The organism is Nocardioides sp. S5-5, assembly GCF_054954065.1.
In genome coordinates, this window is record NZ_CP199913.1 from 637,815 (window position 1) to 654,046 (window position 16,232).

Annotated in this window: 17 protein-coding genes; 11 read left to right on the forward strand and 6 right to left on the reverse strand. The window is 73.6% G+C overall.

Annotated elements, in window-relative coordinates; all coding sequences use genetic code 11:
- The first annotated feature begins 20 nt into the window (after positions 1-20).
- Positions 21-965 (forward strand): porphobilinogen synthase, encoded by a 945-nt coding sequence (hemB, locus tag ACUP6Y_RS03010; protein WP_462556596.1) that lies wholly within the window; start codon positions 21-23, stop codon positions 963-965.
- On the opposite strand, the gene ACUP6Y_RS03015 is transcribed toward hemB, so the two are convergent.
- The 4 genes from ACUP6Y_RS03015 to ACUP6Y_RS03030 all read right to left on the reverse strand — a co-directional run bounded on the left by ACUP6Y_RS03015 (position 919) and on the right by ACUP6Y_RS03030 (position 4,764).
- Positions 919-1,926, reverse strand: coding sequence for a glycosyltransferase family 2 protein (locus ACUP6Y_RS03015; RefSeq protein WP_462554133.1), 1,008 nt, complete (start codon positions 1,924-1,926; stop codon positions 919-921). The two genes, hemB and ACUP6Y_RS03015, sit on opposite strands and share 47 nt — an antisense overlap.
- The gene (locus ACUP6Y_RS03020) at positions 1,923-2,849 is read right to left on the reverse strand and encodes a Gfo/Idh/MocA family protein (RefSeq protein ID WP_462554134.1); all 927 of its coding nucleotides are present in this window, start codon (positions 2,847-2,849) and stop codon (positions 1,923-1,925) included. Before ACUP6Y_RS03020 ends, ACUP6Y_RS03015 begins: the two co-directional genes overlap by 4 nt.
- The gene (locus tag ACUP6Y_RS03025; protein WP_462554135.1) at positions 2,846-3,391 is read right to left on the reverse strand and encodes a dTDP-4-dehydrorhamnose 3,5-epimerase family protein; all 546 of its coding nucleotides are present in this window, start codon (positions 3,389-3,391) and stop codon (positions 2,846-2,848) included. The genes ACUP6Y_RS03020 and ACUP6Y_RS03025 overlap by 4 nt, the downstream gene beginning before the upstream one ends.
- Positions 3,392-3,522: 131 nt before the next feature.
- Entirely contained in the window at positions 3,523-4,764 is a 1,242-nt protein-coding gene (locus tag ACUP6Y_RS03030; RefSeq protein ID WP_462554136.1) for a lytic transglycosylase domain-containing protein, read from the reverse strand.
- A gap of 221 nt (positions 4,765-4,985) precedes the next feature.
- On the opposite strand from ACUP6Y_RS03030, the gene hemL reads away from it, so the two are divergent.
- Genes hemL through ccsB form a run of 6 tightly spaced genes read left to right on the forward strand, consistent with a single transcriptional unit; the run spans position 4,986 to position 10,895 of the window.
- Positions 4,986-6,287, forward strand: a complete 1,302-nt coding sequence (gene hemL, locus ACUP6Y_RS03035; RefSeq protein ID WP_462556598.1) for a glutamate-1-semialdehyde 2,1-aminomutase — start codon at positions 4,986-4,988, stop codon at positions 6,285-6,287.
- Positions 6,284-6,979: a histidine phosphatase family protein gene (locus ACUP6Y_RS03040; RefSeq protein WP_462554137.1), complete on the forward strand. Its 696-nt coding sequence runs from the start codon at positions 6,284-6,286 to the stop codon at positions 6,977-6,979. Before hemL ends, ACUP6Y_RS03040 begins: the two co-directional genes overlap by 4 nt.
- Positions 6,976-7,572: a TlpA disulfide reductase family protein gene (locus tag ACUP6Y_RS03045; protein WP_462554138.1), complete on the forward strand. Its 597-nt coding sequence runs from the start codon at positions 6,976-6,978 to the stop codon at positions 7,570-7,572. Before ACUP6Y_RS03040 ends, ACUP6Y_RS03045 begins: the two co-directional genes overlap by 4 nt.
- The gene (locus ACUP6Y_RS03050) at positions 7,565-8,329 is read left to right on the forward strand and encodes a cytochrome c biogenesis CcdA family protein (protein WP_462554139.1); all 765 of its coding nucleotides are present in this window, start codon (positions 7,565-7,567) and stop codon (positions 8,327-8,329) included. The genes ACUP6Y_RS03045 and ACUP6Y_RS03050 overlap by 8 nt, the downstream gene beginning before the upstream one ends.
- Positions 8,326-9,912: a cytochrome c biogenesis protein ResB gene (gene resB, locus ACUP6Y_RS03055; RefSeq protein ID WP_462554140.1), complete on the forward strand. Its 1,587-nt coding sequence runs from the start codon at positions 8,326-8,328 to the stop codon at positions 9,910-9,912. Before ACUP6Y_RS03050 ends, resB begins: the two co-directional genes overlap by 4 nt.
- Positions 9,909-10,895, forward strand: a complete 987-nt coding sequence (gene ccsB, locus ACUP6Y_RS03060; protein WP_462554141.1) for a c-type cytochrome biogenesis protein CcsB — start codon at positions 9,909-9,911, stop codon at positions 10,893-10,895. The genes resB and ccsB overlap by 4 nt, the downstream gene beginning before the upstream one ends.
- 12 nt (positions 10,896-10,907) lie before the next feature.
- Here the strand turns inward: ccsB and ACUP6Y_RS03065 are convergent, their stop codons facing one another.
- Positions 10,908-11,150 carry a hypothetical protein gene (locus ACUP6Y_RS03065; RefSeq protein WP_462554142.1) on the reverse strand — a complete coding sequence of 81 codons (243 nt, stop codon included), beginning with the start codon at positions 11,148-11,150 and terminating at the stop codon, positions 10,908-10,910.
- 82 nt (positions 11,151-11,232) lie between these two features.
- Here ACUP6Y_RS03065 and ACUP6Y_RS03070 point away from each other — a divergent pair, with 82 nt between their 5' ends.
- The gene (locus ACUP6Y_RS03070) at positions 11,233-11,493 is read left to right on the forward strand and encodes a DUF4229 domain-containing protein (RefSeq protein WP_462554143.1); all 261 of its coding nucleotides are present in this window, start codon (positions 11,233-11,235) and stop codon (positions 11,491-11,493) included.
- A 134-nt stretch (positions 11,494-11,627) separates the two neighbouring features.
- Here ACUP6Y_RS03070 and ACUP6Y_RS03075 read toward each other — a convergent pair whose 3' ends face one another.
- A complete protein-coding gene (locus ACUP6Y_RS03075) occupies positions 11,628-12,509 on the reverse strand; it encodes a 1,4-dihydroxy-2-naphthoate polyprenyltransferase (protein ID WP_462554145.1) in 882 nt (293 codons plus the stop codon).
- A gap of 161 nt (positions 12,510-12,670) precedes the next feature.
- Between ACUP6Y_RS03075 and ACUP6Y_RS03080 the strand changes: the two genes are divergently transcribed.
- The 3 genes from ACUP6Y_RS03080 to menD are packed head-to-tail and all read left to right on the forward strand — an operon-like array spanning position 12,671 to position 16,232.
- Positions 12,671-13,675 carry an AMP-binding protein gene (locus ACUP6Y_RS03080; protein WP_462554146.1) on the forward strand — a complete coding sequence of 335 codons (1,005 nt, stop codon included), beginning with the start codon at positions 12,671-12,673 and terminating at the stop codon, positions 13,673-13,675.
- The gene (locus ACUP6Y_RS03085; protein WP_462554147.1) at positions 13,672-14,622 is read left to right on the forward strand and encodes an o-succinylbenzoate synthase; all 951 of its coding nucleotides are present in this window, start codon (positions 13,672-13,674) and stop codon (positions 14,620-14,622) included. Before ACUP6Y_RS03080 ends, ACUP6Y_RS03085 begins: the two co-directional genes overlap by 4 nt.
- Positions 14,619-16,232, forward strand: coding sequence for a 2-succinyl-5-enolpyruvyl-6-hydroxy-3-cyclohexene-1-carboxylic-acid synthase (gene menD, locus ACUP6Y_RS03090; RefSeq protein WP_462554148.1), 1,614 nt, complete (start codon positions 14,619-14,621; stop codon positions 16,230-16,232). The genes ACUP6Y_RS03085 and menD overlap by 4 nt, the downstream gene beginning before the upstream one ends.

Here is a 16,232-nt window from a genome sequence, read left to right on the forward strand (position 1 = left end):
GCCTGCGGACCTCGGCGGCGATGCGCGACCTGGTCGCCGAGGTCGCGGTGCGGCCCGAGCAGCTGGTGCTGCCGGTGTTCGTCCGCGAGGGCGCGAGCGAGCCGACGCCGATCAGCTCGATGCCGGGCGTCGTCCAGCACACCCGCGACTCGCTGCGCAAGGCGGCGCTCGAGGCGGCGGAGGCGGGGCTGCGCGGGATCATGCTGTTCGGCGTGCCGGAGACCAAGGACGCCGCCGGCACCGGCGCGACCGACCCCGGCGGGATCCTCAACGTCGCGATCGCCGACGTGGTCGCCGAGGTGGGCGATGCGCTGGTCGTGATGGGCGACCTGTGTCTCGACGAGTTCACCGATCACGGCCACTGCGGCGTCCTCGACGCGGCCGGGCGGGTCGACAACGACGCCACCTTGGAGCGGTACGCCGACATGGCGGTCGTGCAGGCCCGGGCCGGCGCCGGCATGGTCGGCCCCAGCGGCATGATGGACGGCCAGGTCGCGGTCATCCGCGCCGCCCTCGACCGGGCCGGCTTCACCGACACCGGGATCCTCGCCTACTCGGCGAAGTACGCCTCGGCCTTCTTCGGCCCGTTCCGCGAGGCGGTCGACAGCTCGCTGGAGGGCGACCGCCGGACCTACCAGCAAGACGGCCGCCGCAACGCCAACGAGGGTGTCCGCGAGGCCCTGCTCGACATCGAGGAGGGCGCCGACGTCGTCATGGTGAAGCCGGCCCTGGCCTACCTCGACGTGCTGCGCCGGGTGGCCGACGCGGCGGGCGAGCTCGGCATCCCGACGGCGGCGTACAACATCTCGGGGGAGTACGCCATGCTCGAGGCGGCCGCCGCCCACGGCTGGATCGACCGCGAGCCCGCGATCATCGAGACGCTGACCTCGATCCGGCGTGCCGGCGCCGACATCATCCTCACCTACTGGGCCACCGAGGCCGCCGGGCTGCTCCGCCGCTCCTGAGGGCGGCCAGCTCCTCGGTGAGGGCCTGGTTGCGGGCGCGCAGGCGCCGGTTGGCCCTCCGCTTCCGCTCGGCCCGGGCGGTCTGGAGATCGAGCGCCTCGCGGGTCCCCTCGAGGTGGGTCCACAGGTTCGCGACCTCGGCGACCGCCTCGTCGTGCGCCGCGCGGATCTGCCCGGAGTGGGCGGTCGTCATGGCGAGGCTCGCCCCCAGGTCGGCGAACGCGCGCGCCCGGAAGTCGCGCCGAGCCGGCTCCGAGCCGATCAGGTCGGCGGCGATCCGGCGGTTCTCGGCCGCGCGCTGCGCGAGGTCGGCGTCGGCGCGCTCGGCGGCGGGCAGGCTGACCCCCTCGACCGCGAACCGGGTCGCCAGCCGCAGGCCCGGGGTGTCGAGGAAGGCGCGCCACATGTGCAGGTCGCTCCACACGTCGGTGGGTGCGGGCTCCCAACCGTGGACCAGACGGTGGTACGCCGCGAGCCGGTAGCCCGCCACGCTCGGCCCGAAGAAGTTGAACCGCTCGGTGCGAAGCCGCTCCCGGATCGCCGGGTCGGCCAGGTCACCGACGTGGAGGGAGACCTCGCCCTCGGGGGTCAGCCGGGCCTGGAGCAGGTTGCCGAAGTCGGCGTCGGCGAGCAGTCGACCGAGCTCGGCGAGGTGTGTGGGGAACCACAGGTCGTCGTCGGCGATCTGGGCGACCAGCGGGCGGGTGGCCTCGGCCAGCACCCGGTGCCGGTGCGCCTCCCCGTGCCGCTCGCCCTTGGGCAGGTCGAGCACGCGGACCCGCGGGTCGCGCTCGGCGTACCCCCGGGCGCAGGCGGCCGTCTCGGGCGGCGCGCCGTCGCAGATCACGACCAGCTCGAGGTCGGTGACGGTCTGTGCCAGCACCGACTCGATCGCCAGCGGCAGCAGCGCCGGCGGGCGATGCACCGGCAACAGGACGGTGAACCCGGTCGGCTCGCTCAACCGGTCGCTCCCGGGAGGCCGGCCATGGTGCGCAGCGCGGAGATGGCGCGGACGACGGCCAGGGCGTCGCTCGCGCTCGAGCGGGGCGGCGGGCCGCCGGCGAGGTGCTCCAGGAACGCCCGCAGCTCGGCCTCCAGCGGCAGCTCGGCGCCGACCGCGCGCTCGCGGGTCTCCGGCGTGATCGCGACCCCGTCGACCGTGCCGGCGAGCACGATCCGGTCGTCCCACGAGTCCGCGAGCTGCCCGGAGCCGTGCTCGCCGACCACGACGACGGTACGACGGTTCACCGGGTGGTCCGCGGACACCTCGCAGGTGACCAGCGGGCCGTCCTCGTCGCGCAGCACCGCGAGCAGCCCGCTGCCGGAGGCGTCCGCGGCGGCCGCGAACCGCGGCTGGGGCACCCGGCCGAGGATCTCGACCGCGATCGACAGGTCGTGGGGGAGCAGGATCCACACGGCGTCGACGTCGCGGTGCGGGTTGCCCCAGCCGAGCCGGTGGCTGGTGATGCTCCGGATCGGGCCGAGGGCGCCACTGCGGGCCAGCCGGGCGAGCTCCACGATCCCGGGGTGATAGCGCCACTTGTCCATCACGAAGATCCGCTCGCCGGCGGCCGCGACCAGCTCGGCGGCCGTCTCCGGGTCGGCGGTCAGCGGCTTCTCGACGAAGATCGGCCGCCCGCGGGGGAGCAGCGCGCGCACGCACGCGGCGTGGCGCACGGTGACCGGCGCGACCACGTAGCCGTCGGCCTCCGGCAGGTCCCCGGCAGCCGCGACCACCGAGGCGGCGCCGGCCGCGAGCGCGGCAGCCCGCGAGGCCTCCGACGGCACCGCGACGTGGACCTCGGCGCCGAGCGCGCGCAGGTCGCGGAAGATCAGCCGGCCCCAGCGGCCGAAGCCGACCAGGCCGACGACGGGCGCGCTCACCGCGAGCTCGCCTCGAGGTACGACGCCCGCATGGTCGCGAAGTCCGGGGCGACCCGGTCGCGCTCGGACAGCAGCGGCTCGGTGTCGAGCGGCCAGTCCAGGCCGAGCGCCGGGTCGTCGTAGCGGCAGCCGAGCTCGTCGGTGACGTTCCAGTACCGGTCGACGCCGTACAGATGCACGCTCGGCACCGGGAACCAGAACCCGTGGCACACACCGGGCGGGATCGCGACGGCGAGCGGAGCGTCGGCCTCGATGGTGAGCATCGCCGAGCGGCCGGCGGACGGGCTGTCGGGGCGCAGGTCGTACAGGCCGAGGACGAGGGTGCCGGCGAGCACGGTGAGGTAGTCGTGGTGGGTCACGTGGACGTGGACGCCCCGCAGCACCCCGGCGTGGGAGCGCACCGCGTTCCACTGCACCGGGCGCACGTCGAGGGGCCACTCGTCGCGGAAGACCTCGACGAACTGGCCCCGCTCGTCGGCGTGCCCGGTGAGCGGCACGACCCGGACGCCGGCCAGCTCGGTGTCCTGGCTGGTGACTGTCACGGTCCCTCCTCCTGGCCCCGGGGTGCGGGGCCGCGGCACACGTTAGTGGCTGCCGGTGTGGAGTGAGGAAAAAAGGACGAGAGCCCCGGTCTGGGGGGCAGCGCCGGGGCTCTCGTGGGTCGTGAGGTGGGCTACGGCTTGAGGCCGTAGCTCAGCAGGCAGTTCAGCAGCTGCACCGTCTGGGTGAGCTTCGGGTACTCCTTCTGGCAGGCCGCCGCCGCGTCCTGCTTGGTGAGCAGGCCGAGCACGCCGCTGATCAGGTTCGAGGTGACCGCGCCCACGCCGTCGTCGACGCCCTCGACGACCGGGTCGAGCGGGGTGTTGGTCTTCGGGATGGACGGGGACGGGGCGCCGCCGTTGCCGCCGGTACCGCCCTTGCCGCCACCCGTGCCGCCGTTGCCACTGTTGCCGGAGCCACCGCTGCCGGCGTCCGCGGGCGGGGCCTGGACGGTCGGGTCGGCGGACGGGGCGCCGGTGGTGGTGCTCTTGGAGCTCTTGCCGCTCTTGAACTTGCCGGGTCCGCTGACGTCGAAGCTCGGCGGCTCGGGGACGACATAGCCCGCGGCGGTCGAGTTGTTCGGCACCGAGGTGAAGTCGCCCTCGAGGTAGGCGTTCATGATCTTGAGCACCAGGTCGACGTAGGCCTGGCTGTGGTTGTAGCGGTAGACCGCGGCACGCTGGCCGACGACCGTGGAGAGGTCGCCGTCGCCGGAGCAGAGGTAGACGGCGGCGGCCAGGGCCGCGTCGTCGATGTCCTGCGGGTTGCGGGCGGCGTCGTCGTCGGCGTCCACGCCGACGACCTGCCAGGTCGACGGGATGAACTGCATCGGGCCGACCGCGCGGTCCCACTGGGTGTCGTTGTCGTAGACGCCCGCGTCGGTGTCGGAGATGGCCTGGGTGTTGTTCTGCCCGTCGAGGGCGGGGCCGTAGATGCCGGGGGTGGCCACGCCGTCGTTGTCGAGGACGTTGCCGCCGTGGCGGCCGTGGTTGGACTCCACGCGGCCGATGGCGGCGATGAGCTGCCAGGTGATGTTGCAGGACTCGTCGGCGGAGTTGATGACCGTCTCGGCCCGCTGGTAGGCGGCCAGGGCGGCGGCGGGGATGGCGTTGGTCGAGGCGGCGGAGACGATGCCCGCCTCGTTGCCGTCCTCGAGGCCCTCGACCGAGGCCGGGTCGGAGAGGCTGGCGGGGTCCTCGATGGACTCCTCGGGGACGCTGGTGCCGTCGGTCACCTGACCGGGCGTCTCGGCGGCCTGGACGGGCGACCCGATGCCGCCGATGCCGGCGACCGATGCGGTCCACGCGGCGGACAGCAAGGCGAGCGGAATGATCGTGGCGACGCGCTGCAGTCGCCCCAGACGCTTCCTCGACATGTGTGACTCTCTCCCCTGGCCATGATCTGGCCCGTTCGCGCGGGCTCTCCCTCAGTGCCCACCTGTGCACCGAGTCAACGAATCGTGACACACGCGCGTTACGGGTGTCACATGATCCCGCGTACAACTCTGTGAACATGCTATGGGCGTGATGCACGAGGCAGGCACCGCGATGAGGGCGATTGGGGCCCATCGGAGACAATGGCGCGGTGTCCGCACCCCTGACCTCGCGCTCCGAGGCCCTCTTCGCCCGAGCCCGTGAGGTGACCCCCGGCGGCGTCAACTCGCCGGTCCGTGCGTTCAACGCCGTCGGCGGGACTCCGCGGTTCATCCGCTCCGCCTCCGGGCCGTGGCTGAGCGACGTCGACGGCAACGAGTACGTCGACCTGATCTGCTCGTGGGGGCCCATGCTCCTGGGCCACGCGCACCCCGCCGTCCACGACGCCGTGCAGGCGGCGGTGAGTCGCGGGACGTCGTACGGCACCCCGACGGAGGGGGAGGTCGCCCTGGTCGAGGCGATCGTCGCGCGCACGCCCGTGGAGCGGCTGCGCCTGGTCACCTCCGGCACCGAGGCGACGATGTCGGCGATCCGGCTCGCGCGCGGGTTCACCGGCCGCGACGTGGTCGTGAAGTTCGCCGGCTGCTACCACGGCCACGTCGACGCGCTGCTCGCCGCGGCGGGCTCGGGCCTGACCACCTTCTCGATCCCGGGGACGCCGGGCGTGCCGGCCAGCTCCACCGAGCTGACCTTGGTGCTGCCCTACAACGACCGCGAGGCGGTCACCGCGGCGTTCGCCGAGCACGGTGACCGGATCGCGTGCCTGATCACCGAGGCGGCGCCCGGCAACATGGGCGTCGTCCCGCCGGCGCCCGGGTTCAACCGGTTCCTCGCGGAGACCTGCCGGGCCCACGGCGCGCTGTTCGTCAGCGACGAGGTGATGACCGGCTTCCGGGTCTCGAAGGCAGGCCAGTGGGGCACCGACGGTGCCGTCGAGGGCTGGGCCCCCGACCTGATGACCTTCGGCAAGGTGATGGGCGGCGGCTTCCCGGCGGCGGCGTTCGGCGGCCGCGCCGACGTGATGTCCCACCTCGCGCCCGAAGGCCCCGTCTACCAGGCCGGCACGCTCGCCGGGAACCCCGTCGCGACCGCCGCCGGCCTCGCCACCCTCACCGCGGCCACCGACGAGGTCTACGCCCGTCTCGACGTCGTCGCCGACGCGCTGCGCGCGGGGGTCGCCGAGGCGTTCACCGCTGCCGGGCTGCCCCACGTCATCCAGTCGACCGGCTCCATGTTCTCGGTCTTCCTCACCGAGGGCCCCGTGGCGGACTTCGCGCAGGCGCAGGCCACCAGCGTGCCGGCGTACGCCGCGCTCTTCCACTCGATGCTCGACCAGGGCGTCCACCTGCCGCCGTCGGCGTTCGAGGCGTGGTTCGTCTCCTCGTCCCACGACGACCGGGCCGTCCAGCAGGTCCTCGCCGCGCTGCCCGCGGCGGCGCGCGCGGCGGCGGAGGCGATCCGGTGAGCACCCCGGACACGGTCGTCCACCTGGTCCGCCACGGCGAGGTCCACAACCCGGGGGGCGTGCTGTACGGGCGCCGCGACGGCTTCCACCTCTCCACCCGCGGCCGGGCCATGGCCGACCGGGTCGCCGAGGCGCTCCAGGGCAACGACATCACCGTGATCCGCTCCTCCCCGCTCGAGCGGGCCCAGGAGACGGCCGCGCCGCTGGCCGCCGCGCTCGGCCTCGAGGTCGGCCGCGAGGCCCGGGTGATCGAGTCGGCCAACCGGTTCGAGGGCCTCACCTTCGGCAAGGGCAACAACGCGCTGCGCAACCCGCTGCTGTGGCGCCATCTCTACAACCCGCTCAAGCCGTCCTGGGGCGAGCCCTACAAGCAGATCGTCGAGCGGATGATGGCGGCCGTCCACGACGCCCGCCGCGATGCCGCCGGCCACGAGGCGGTCCTGGTGTCCCACCAGCTCCCGATCTGGACCACGCGCCTGGCCGCCGAGAGGCGCTCCTTCCTCCACGACCCGCGCAAGCGGCAATGCACGCTGTGCTCGATCACGTCGTTCGGCTTCGCCGGCGAGGAGCTGGTCGAGATCTCGTACGCCGAGCCCGCCATCGACCTGATCCCGACCGGGGACATCGCCGCGCCGTTCTCCGCCGGCGACGCGCCGGAGGAGAACCGGCCGGAGGGGACGCCCCCCGCATGAGCCTGGATCGCCCGCTTCGCCGCCGTGCTGTCGCCGGCCTGCTCGGCGTCGTCCTCCTCGCGTCCGGATGCTCCCGGATCGGGGGCACCGGCGACCTCGAGTACATCGACGGCGACCAGCAGGTCGTCCTCGTCAAGGACGCCGACCGCGAGCAGCCCCTCGACATCAGCGGTACGACGGTCCAGGGCGAGGCGCTCGACGTCACCGACCTGCGCGGCAAGGTCGTCGTGCTCAACGTGTGGTGGTCCGGCTGCGGACCGTGTCGCAGCGAGATGCCGATGCTGGTGGAGGCCGAGGACGAGCTCGCCAAGGACCAGCCCGACCAGGTCGCCTTCGTCGGCATCAACATCCGCGACCTCGCGCCGGAGACGGCGGCGGCGTTCGAGCGCGACCGCGGCGTCGACTACCCCTCGCTCTACGATCCCGGCAGCGAGACCCTGCTCGACATGGGCAAGTACGCGCCGTACGCGCCGCCGGCCACGCTGGTCCTCGACCGGGAGGGCCGGGTCGCGGCGCTGATCAACGGGCCGATCCCGTCGAAGACCACGCTGACCAGCGTGGTCGAGGACGCCCTGGCGGAGTCCGATGGCTGACTGGTTCCGCGAGCAGGCGCTCGCCGGCGGGCTCGGCATCGCCATCCCGGTCGCGATGGTCGCCGGGCTGGTCTCCTTCTTCTCCCCGTGCGTGCTGCCGCTGCTGCCGGGCTACCTGTCCTACGCCACCGGCCTCTCCGGGGCCGACCTGGCCGCGGGTGAGGCGAGCCGGCGCCGGGGCCGGATGCTGCTCGGCTCGGTGCTGTTCGTGCTCGGCTTCGCGGTCGTCTTCGTCTTCGCCGGGACCGCCTTCGGCGGGCTCGCCTCGCGCCTGCAGCGGTGGCAGGACGTGATCACCCTGGTGCTCGGCGTGGTGCTGATCGTGCTGGGCCTGGTGTTCGCGGGCTTCGTGCCGTGGCTGCAGCGCGACGTGCGCATCCACAGGCTGCCGGGCGTCGGGCTCGGCGCCGCGCCGCTCATCGGGGCCCTGTTCGCGATCGGGTGGACGCCCTGCGTGGGGCCGACCTTCGGCGTGATCCTCAACCTGACCTACGCCGACGGCGGCACCGCCGCCCGCGGCGCCCTGCTCGCGCTCTGCTACGCCCTCGGCCTCGGCATCCCGTTCGTGGTCGTGGCGCTGGCCTACAACCGCACCGTCGGCGCGCTGAGGTGGGTCCGCCGCCACCAGGCCACCGTGATGCGGATCGGCGGCCTGTTCCTGGTCGCCATCGGCCTGCTGATGGTCACCGGCTGGTGGGACCACATCGTGCAGTGGGCCCAGCTGCGCACCGTCGACTTCGGACAGACCATCGTATGAGCGACACCGACGAGCGTCGTGCCCATGGGCGCCGGCCCGGCGAGCTGACCGCGCGCGAGCTCGGTCGCTGGACGTGGCGGCAGATCACCTCGATGCGCACCGCGCTGCTGCTGCTGCTGCTGCTCGCGCTGGCCGCCATCCCCGGCTCGGTGATCCCGCAGGCCGACGTCGACTCGCTCGCCGTCACCCGCTGGAAGGAGGAGCACCCCAAGCTGACGCCTCTCTACGAGAGGCTCGACCTGTTCTCGGTCTACAGCTCCCCGTGGTTCTCGGCGGTCTACCTGCTGCTCGTGCTGTCGCTGGTCGGCTGCATCATCCCGCGGCTGCTCGTCTACTACCGCGCGCTGCGCGCTCAGCCGCCGGTGGCGCCCCGGCACCTGACCCGGATGCCGGTGCAGGCGTCGTACGACACGGACCAGGCGCCGGCCGAGGTCCTCGCCAAGGCGCGGCGGGTGCTCGGACGTCGCCATCGCCTGAGGGCGGCCGGGGACGGCGACGACTTCGTGTCCGCCGAGCGCGGCTACGTCCGCGAGGCCGGCAACCTGGTCTTCCACCTGTCGGTGCTGATCGTGCTCGCCGGCGTCGCCATGGGCAGCCTGTGGGGCTACCAGGGCGGCGTGATCCTGGTGCAGGGCACGACCTTCAGCAACAACCTCACGCAGTACGACGACTTCAAGCCCGGCGGGCTGTTCCGGCAGAGCCAGATGAGGAACTTCCGGTTCTCCGTCGACAAGTTCTCCGTCGACTGGCTCAAGGAGGGCCCGCGCTTCGGCCAGGCCCGCAAGTTCCAGGCCTCGCTGAGCTACCGGGTCGGCGACGGCGAGACGCAGAAGTACGAGCTCAAGGTCAACCACCCGCTCGAGATCGACGGCACCGACGTCTTCTTGATCGGCCACGGCTATGCGCCGGTCATCACCGTGCGCGACGGCACCGGCGAGGTCGTCTACACCGGGCCGACGGTGTTCTTGCCGCGCGACGCCAGCTTCTTGTCGTACGGCGTCGTGAAGGCGCCGACCGCGAAGCCGGGCCAGATCGGGCTCGACGGGCTGTTCTTCCCGTCCTTCGAGATGCAGGACGGCAACCCGGTCACCGTCTTCGGCGACGACCTCAACCCGACCCTGTCGATGCTCGCCTACACCGGCGACCTCGGGCTCGACGACGGTCGCTCGCAGTCGGTCTACGTCCTCGACAAGGCCAAGGCCACCCCGATCGAGGACGCCGACGGCAAGCCGCTGCGCGTGGATCTCCAGCCCGGTGACACCGTGGACCTGCCCGACGGGCTCGGCTCGGTGACCTTCGACCGGGTCGACCCGTGGATCCGGGTCCAGATCAGCCAGACGCCGGGCAAGGGGATCGCGCTGCTCGGCGTGATCCTCGCCCTGATCGGGCTGTGCTGCTCGCTCTTCATCCGGCCGCGCCGGGTGTGGGTGCGGGCGGTCCCGGCCGGTACCGACGGGGACGGCACCGGCACCCGGGTCGAGGTGGCTGTCCTGGACCGCTCCGGCAATGGTGAGATGGACGAGATCCTCGCCGCCACCCTCGACCAGCTGCAGGACAAACCCGAGAACGTGAGGCAGTCATGAGCAACACCGCGTGGGAGACGTTGAGCAACCAGGCCGTCGCGACGGCCGGCATCGTCTACTTCCTGGCCCTGGTCGTCTACCTGGCCGAGTGGGCCTCGCTGCGTCAGCCGGCCGCCGACCGGGAGCTGGCCGCCGACCGGGAGCTGGTCGGCGCGGGTGCGGCCGCGGCGGCGCCGGAGCCCGGGCCGCGGGCCGAGCGGACGGCGTTCCTCGGCCGCCTCGGCATCCTGCTCACCGCGCTCGCCTGCGCCGCCCACCTCGTGGCGCTGGTCGGGCGCGGCATGGCCGCGGACCCGAACCGGGTGCCGTGGGGCAACATGTACGAGTTCACCCTGTCCGGCACCTTCGTCGTGGCGCTGCTCTACGTCGTGCTCTACAAGAGGTTCGGCCTCGGCTGGATGGGCCCGCTGGTCGTCGGCTTCGTGGTCGCGACCTTGATGGTCGCCGTGATCTGGCTCTACGACGCGGTGGCGCCACTCACCGAGGCGCTCAACTCGCCGTGGCTGGTCATCCACGTGATGTCCGCGATCACCGCGACCGGCGCCTTCACCCTGGGCGGCATCGCCTCGATCATGTACCTCGTCCGGATCCGGGCCGAGCGCCGCGCCGCCGCCGCGCAGCGCCCGCTGAGCCGCTGGCTGGAGCGGGTCCCGCAGCTCGACGCCCTCGACCGCCTCGCCTACCGGGTCCACGCCTTCGCCTTCCCGGTGTGGACCTTCGCCGTCCTCATCACCGGCCCGATCTGGGCGCACGAGGCCTGGTCGCGCTACTGGAACTGGGACCCCAAGGAGGTCTGGGCGTTCATCACCTGGGTCGTCTACGCCGGGTACCTCCACGCCCGCGCCACGGCCGGCTGGAAGGGCCGCAAGGCCGCCCTGCTCGCGCTGGTCGGCGTCGCCACGCTCTGGTTCAACTTCATCGGGATCAACTACTTCTCGACCACCAGCCAGCACTCGTACGCGGCCGAGCGCATCGTTCCCTGAGGGGCCGTCCGCTCAGGCGTCGGGGGTGTCCGGCGGCTGGGGCTGATCGCGGTGGCGCTCCTGCTGGCGGCGCTGCCACTCGAGGTCGCGCAGGAAGCCGTCGTCGTCGTCGGGGGCGACCGGACGGCTGGGCGGCTGCGGCTTCGGCACCCGACGCCGGGCGGGCTGGTCGTCGCCGTACCCGTGGTCCTGGAGCCAGCGGACCGCGAGATAGGTCACGGCCGCGAAGACGAGGACGACGAGCAACAGCTTCACGTCTCCAGAGTAGGCCGTGGGCGGTGAGATCGCGCCCCCTCCCGATGACTGGGGACGGGGACTTCCGGCCTAACCTGGAGTGGTGAGGGAGTTCTGGATCTACACGGCCCTGCGGGCCGGCCTGTTCATCGGTGCGTTCTGCGTGGTGGCCGGTGTGTGGCTGCTCGTCGCCGACACCGTCAACGTGCTGTGGGTCATCGTGATCGCCTTCCTGGTCAGCGGCATCGCGTCGTACCTCCTGCTCGAGCGGCAGCGCTCGGCGTTCGCGGCGAAGGTCGAGAACCGGGCGGGCCGGATGACCCAGAAGTACGAGGAGATGCGGTCACGCGAGGACGAGGACTGAGAGCGCTGAGGTCGGCGATGCGGCTGCGGGTTTCTCAAGGGATGCAGCCATCCCTGCACTTCCCAGTTCAAATTTGGCCAGGGCAGTGCAGGTTCGTCGACATCCCTTGAGAAACCTGCGCCCGCCCGCCCGGATCAGCCCACGACCAGGCCGACGCCGGCCAGCACCGCCCAGGCCAGCTCGGCGACCCCGGTCCGCTGCAGCACCGGGATGAGTGCCGGGCCCTGGGCGCCACTGAGGACGATCCGGGCGGCTGCGACGCCGGGGAGCAGGAAGCCCAGGCCGACCAGCGCCCACCAGGTGGTGAGGGCGGCGAGGACGATCACGGCGGCCGCGGAGAGCCCGACGAGGACGGCGTAGAACCCCCGGGTACGACGCTCGCCGAGCCGCACCGCGAGGGTCATCTTCCCGGCGACCCGGTCGGTGGGGATGTCGCGGAGGTTGTTGGCGACCAGGATCGCGCAGGCCAGCGCGCCGACGCCCGCGCCGGCGGCGACCGAGGCCCAGCCTGGCGTCCCCCAGCGCTCGGTCTGCACCCAGGTGGTGCCGACGACGGCGACCAGGCCGAAGAAGACGAAGACCATCACCTCGCCGAGGCCGAGGTAGCCGTAGGGCCTCTTGCCGCCGGTGTAGTACCAGGCGGCGAGCACGCTGAGCGCACCGACGAGCAGCAGCCACCACGAGGTGGTGGCGGCCAGGACCAGGCCGGCGACGGCGGCCACGCCGAAGGCGCCGAAGGCCGCGCGCCTCACCGCGGCGGGGGTGGCCAGGCCGGAGCCGACCAGGCGCAGCGGGCCGACCCGCTCGTCGTCGGTGCCGCGGATGCCGTCGGAGTAGTCGTTGGCGTAGTTGACGCCCACCTGGAGCGCCAGGCTGACCACGGCGGCGAGCAGCGCCTTCCACCAGACCCCGCGATCGTCGTACACCGCGACGGCGGTGCCGACGACGACCGGCGCGACCGCGGCCGGGAGGGTGCGGACGCGGGCGCCCGCGATCCAGTGCGCTGCTGTGGCCATAGCCGCCGATTCAAGCAGGCCGGGTCGTGTCGTCGTCCAGGCGGGTCAGGTGCCGCCCGGCGGCCCGCCCGGTGGGATGGATGCATCCTTTCCCTGCGGCTCGATGAGTAGCGCCAAGGGATCGTGCGAGCCCTTGGCGTTGGTCATCTAGGTTCTGTCGTGTGGATTCCTGGGCGCCCGGCAGTCGTGCCGCCGATGTCGTCGAGCAGGCGCGTGCCTGGCTCGACGGACCCGACGACGTCTCGCTGGTGATCGAGACCTCCGGCTCGACGGGTGCGCCGAAGCGGGTGGTGCTCGCGCGCGCGGCCGTCCTCGCCTCGGTGCGGGCCTCGGCGGCCCGGCTCGGCGCGAGCGGGCCGTGGGTGCTGGCCCTGCCGCCGACGTACGTCGCCGGGGTGCAGGTCGTCGTCCGCTCGCTGGTCGCCGGGCACACCCCGAGCCTGCTGGAGCGCGACGGCTGGCCCGCCGGGGACGGCTGGTTCGTGTCGCTCGTGCCCACGCAGCTGACCCGGATGCTCGCCTCGCGAGACGACCTGGCCGCGCTGCGGCGGGCGCACACGGTGCTGCTGGGCGGCGGGCCGATCGGCGCGTCCCTGCGGAGCCGGGCGGAGGCGGCGGGGGTGCGCGTGGTGGCGACGTACGGCTCCGCCGAGACCGCCGGCGGCTGCGTGTACGACGGGCTGCCGCTCGACGGGGTCGCCGTCGCGCTGGGGGAGGGCGGCCGGATCCGGATCGCCGGACCCACCCTGTTCACCGGGTACGACGGCCGCCCGGACCTCACCGCAGACCTCATCGCCGGCGGCTGGTTCCTGACCTCGGACGCCGGACGGTTCGATGAGGACGGGCGGCTGGTCGTGATCGGGCGGGTGGACGACGTGATCGTGACCGGCGGGCTCAACGTGCCCGGGCCGGCGGTGGCCGAGCGGCTGCGCGAGCATCGCGGCGTGAGCGCGGCCGAGGTGCTCGGCGTGCCCGATCCGGAGTGGGGCAACCGCGTCGTCGCCTTCGTCGTGGGGCCCGCCGAACTGGACGAGCTGCGCGCCTGGGTGTCCGCGGCGCATCCGCGGGCCTGGGCGCCGCGCCAGGTGGTGCGGCTGGACGCGATCCCGCTGCTGGCCAACGGCAAGCCCGACCGGCAGGCGCTGCTGGGGCTGGTGGCCCGATGAGGGTGGTCTCGATCCCGATGCGCACGCGCTTTCGCGGCATCACGGTGCGTGAGGCGGCGCTGGTGCGCGGCGCGGCGGGATGGGGGGAGTGGAGCCCGTTCCTGGAGTACTCCCCGCAGGTCGCCGAGCCCTGGCTGCGCTGCGCCGAGGAGGCGGCGGCCGGCGACTGGCCCGCGCCGGTGCGCGACCGGGTCCCGGTCAACGTGACCGTGCCCGCGGTCGGGCCGGAGCGGGCGCACGAGATCGCGCGCGCCGGCGACTGCCGCACCGCCAAGGTCAAGGTCGCCGAGCCCGGGCAGACGCTGGCCGACGAGGAGGCCCGGCTGGAGGCGGTCCGCGACGCCCTCGGGCCGGACGGCCGGATCCGGGTCGACGCCAACGGCGGCTGGTCGGTCGACGACGCGGTCTCCGCGATCGGCCGGCTGGACCGCGCCGCCAAAGGCCTGGAGTACGTCGAGCAGCCCGTCGCGAGCGTCGAGGACCTCGCGCTGGTGCGGCGCCGGGTCGCGGTGCCGATCGCGGCCGACGAGTCGATCCGCCGGGCCGAGGACCCCTACCGGGTGCGCGAGCTCGACGCCGCCGACATCGCGGTGCTCAAGGTGCAGCCGCTGGGCGGGGTGCGCGCCTGCCTGGAGATCGCCGAGCGGATCGGCCTGCCGGTCGTGGTGTCGAGCGCGCTGGAGACCTCGGTCGGGATCGCGGCAGGCGTCGCGCTCGCCGCCGCGCTGCCCGCGCTGCCCTACGCCTGCGGCCTGGCCACGGTGCAGCTGCTCACCGGCGACGTCGTGGACGACTCCCTGCTTCCGGTCGACGGCGCGCTGCCCGTCGTACGTCCGCAGGTGGCGGCGGCCCGGCTGGACGAGCTCGCGGCCGGCCCCGCGCGGGTCGCCCACTGGGAGGCCCGGCTGGCCGCCGTTCGGGCGCTGGGGAAGGATCTGGGTCCATGACGGACAGCTCGTTCGCGCTCGCGGACGCCCTCGTCGCCCGGCTCCGGCGGGCCGGCGTGAGCGAGGTCGTGATCGCGCCCGGCTCCCGCAACGCGCCCGTGGCGATGGCGCTGTGGGTCGCCGCGCAGGCGGGCTGCTTCCGGTTGCACACCCGCATCGACGAGCGCACCGCCGGCTTCTTGGCCCTGGGGCTGACCAGGTCGGGCGCGCGCGCGGCGGTTCTCACCACCTCCGGCACCGCCGTCGCCAACCTGCACCCCGCCACCCTCGAGGCCGTCCACGCCGGTGTCGGCCTGGTCGTCGTCTCCGCCGACCGCCCCGCCCGGCTGCGCGGCACCGGCGCCAACCAGACGACCGATCAGGTCGGCCTCTTCGGCGCCCTGGTCACCACCCACGACATAGCGACCGTCGCCGAGCTCGACGCGGTGCCGGTCGGGTGGGACGACGTCGTCCACCTCAACCTGCAGCTCGACGCCCCGCTGGTGCCGGGGGTCTCCGTCGTACCGGACGAGATGGTCGTGATCTCACCCGATCCACGACCAGATCGTCCGGTACGACGGGAGCACCCGCTCACCCCGGGAGCCCGGACGGTCGTGGTGGCGGGTGACGACGCCGGCCCGCGGGCGCGGCAGCTGGCCGAGGCGGCGGGCTGGCCGCTGCTGGCCGAGCCGTCGAGCGGGGCGCGGACCGGCGAGAACGCGCTGCGCACCTACCGCCTGCTGCTCGACACCGAGCTCGGCGAGCGGATCGAGCGGGTGGTGGTCTTCGGCCGGCCGACGCTGTCGCGGCCGGTGAGCGGGCTGCTGGAGCGTGCCGAGGTCGAGGTGCTGGTGGTCCCGGCGCCCGGCGTGTGGCCGGTTCGGCCGGCCGGATCCACCGCGGTCGGCGCCCCGGCCTGGACCGGCGACGAGCCCGACGACCCGGCCTGGCTCGACGCCTGGCGCGCCGCCGACCGGGAGCTCGGTCGGCGGGTCGACCGGCTGCTCGCCGAGCAGCCCGCCCTCACGCCGTACGACGTCGCGGCGGCCACCCACGCCGCCCTCCCCGCCGGCGGTCTGCTGGTCGTGGGGGCGTCGAGCCCGATCCGGGACCTCGACCTGATGGTCCGCCCACCCGCCGTCGGCACCCACCGCAAGGTGATCGCGAACCGCGGCCTCGCCGGCATCGACGGCACCATCAGCACCGCGATCGGGGCCGCGCTGGGCCGGCCCGAGGGCACCCGGAACCTCGCCCTGATGGGCGATCTGACGTTCCTGCACGACCAGACCGCGCTCGTCCTGGGGCCCGACGAGCCGCGCCCGGACCTGACCATCGTCGTACCGAACGACGACGGGGGCGCCATCTTCTCGATGCTGGAGCAGGGCGCGCCCGAGCACGCCGCGTCCTTCGAGCGACTCTTCGGCACTCCCCACGGCCACGACCTCGCCAGCGTCTGCGCGGCCGCGCGGATCCCGCACCTGCGGGTCACCTCTCGTCCCGAGCTGGAGCAGGCCCTCGCCACCCCCAACGGCGGGATCGAGGTCGTCGAGGCCGTCGTCTCCCGCGAGGGGCGGCGTGAGCTCGACCTCCGGATCCGGGCGCTCGCCACCGAGCCGACCAAGGGAGCCTGA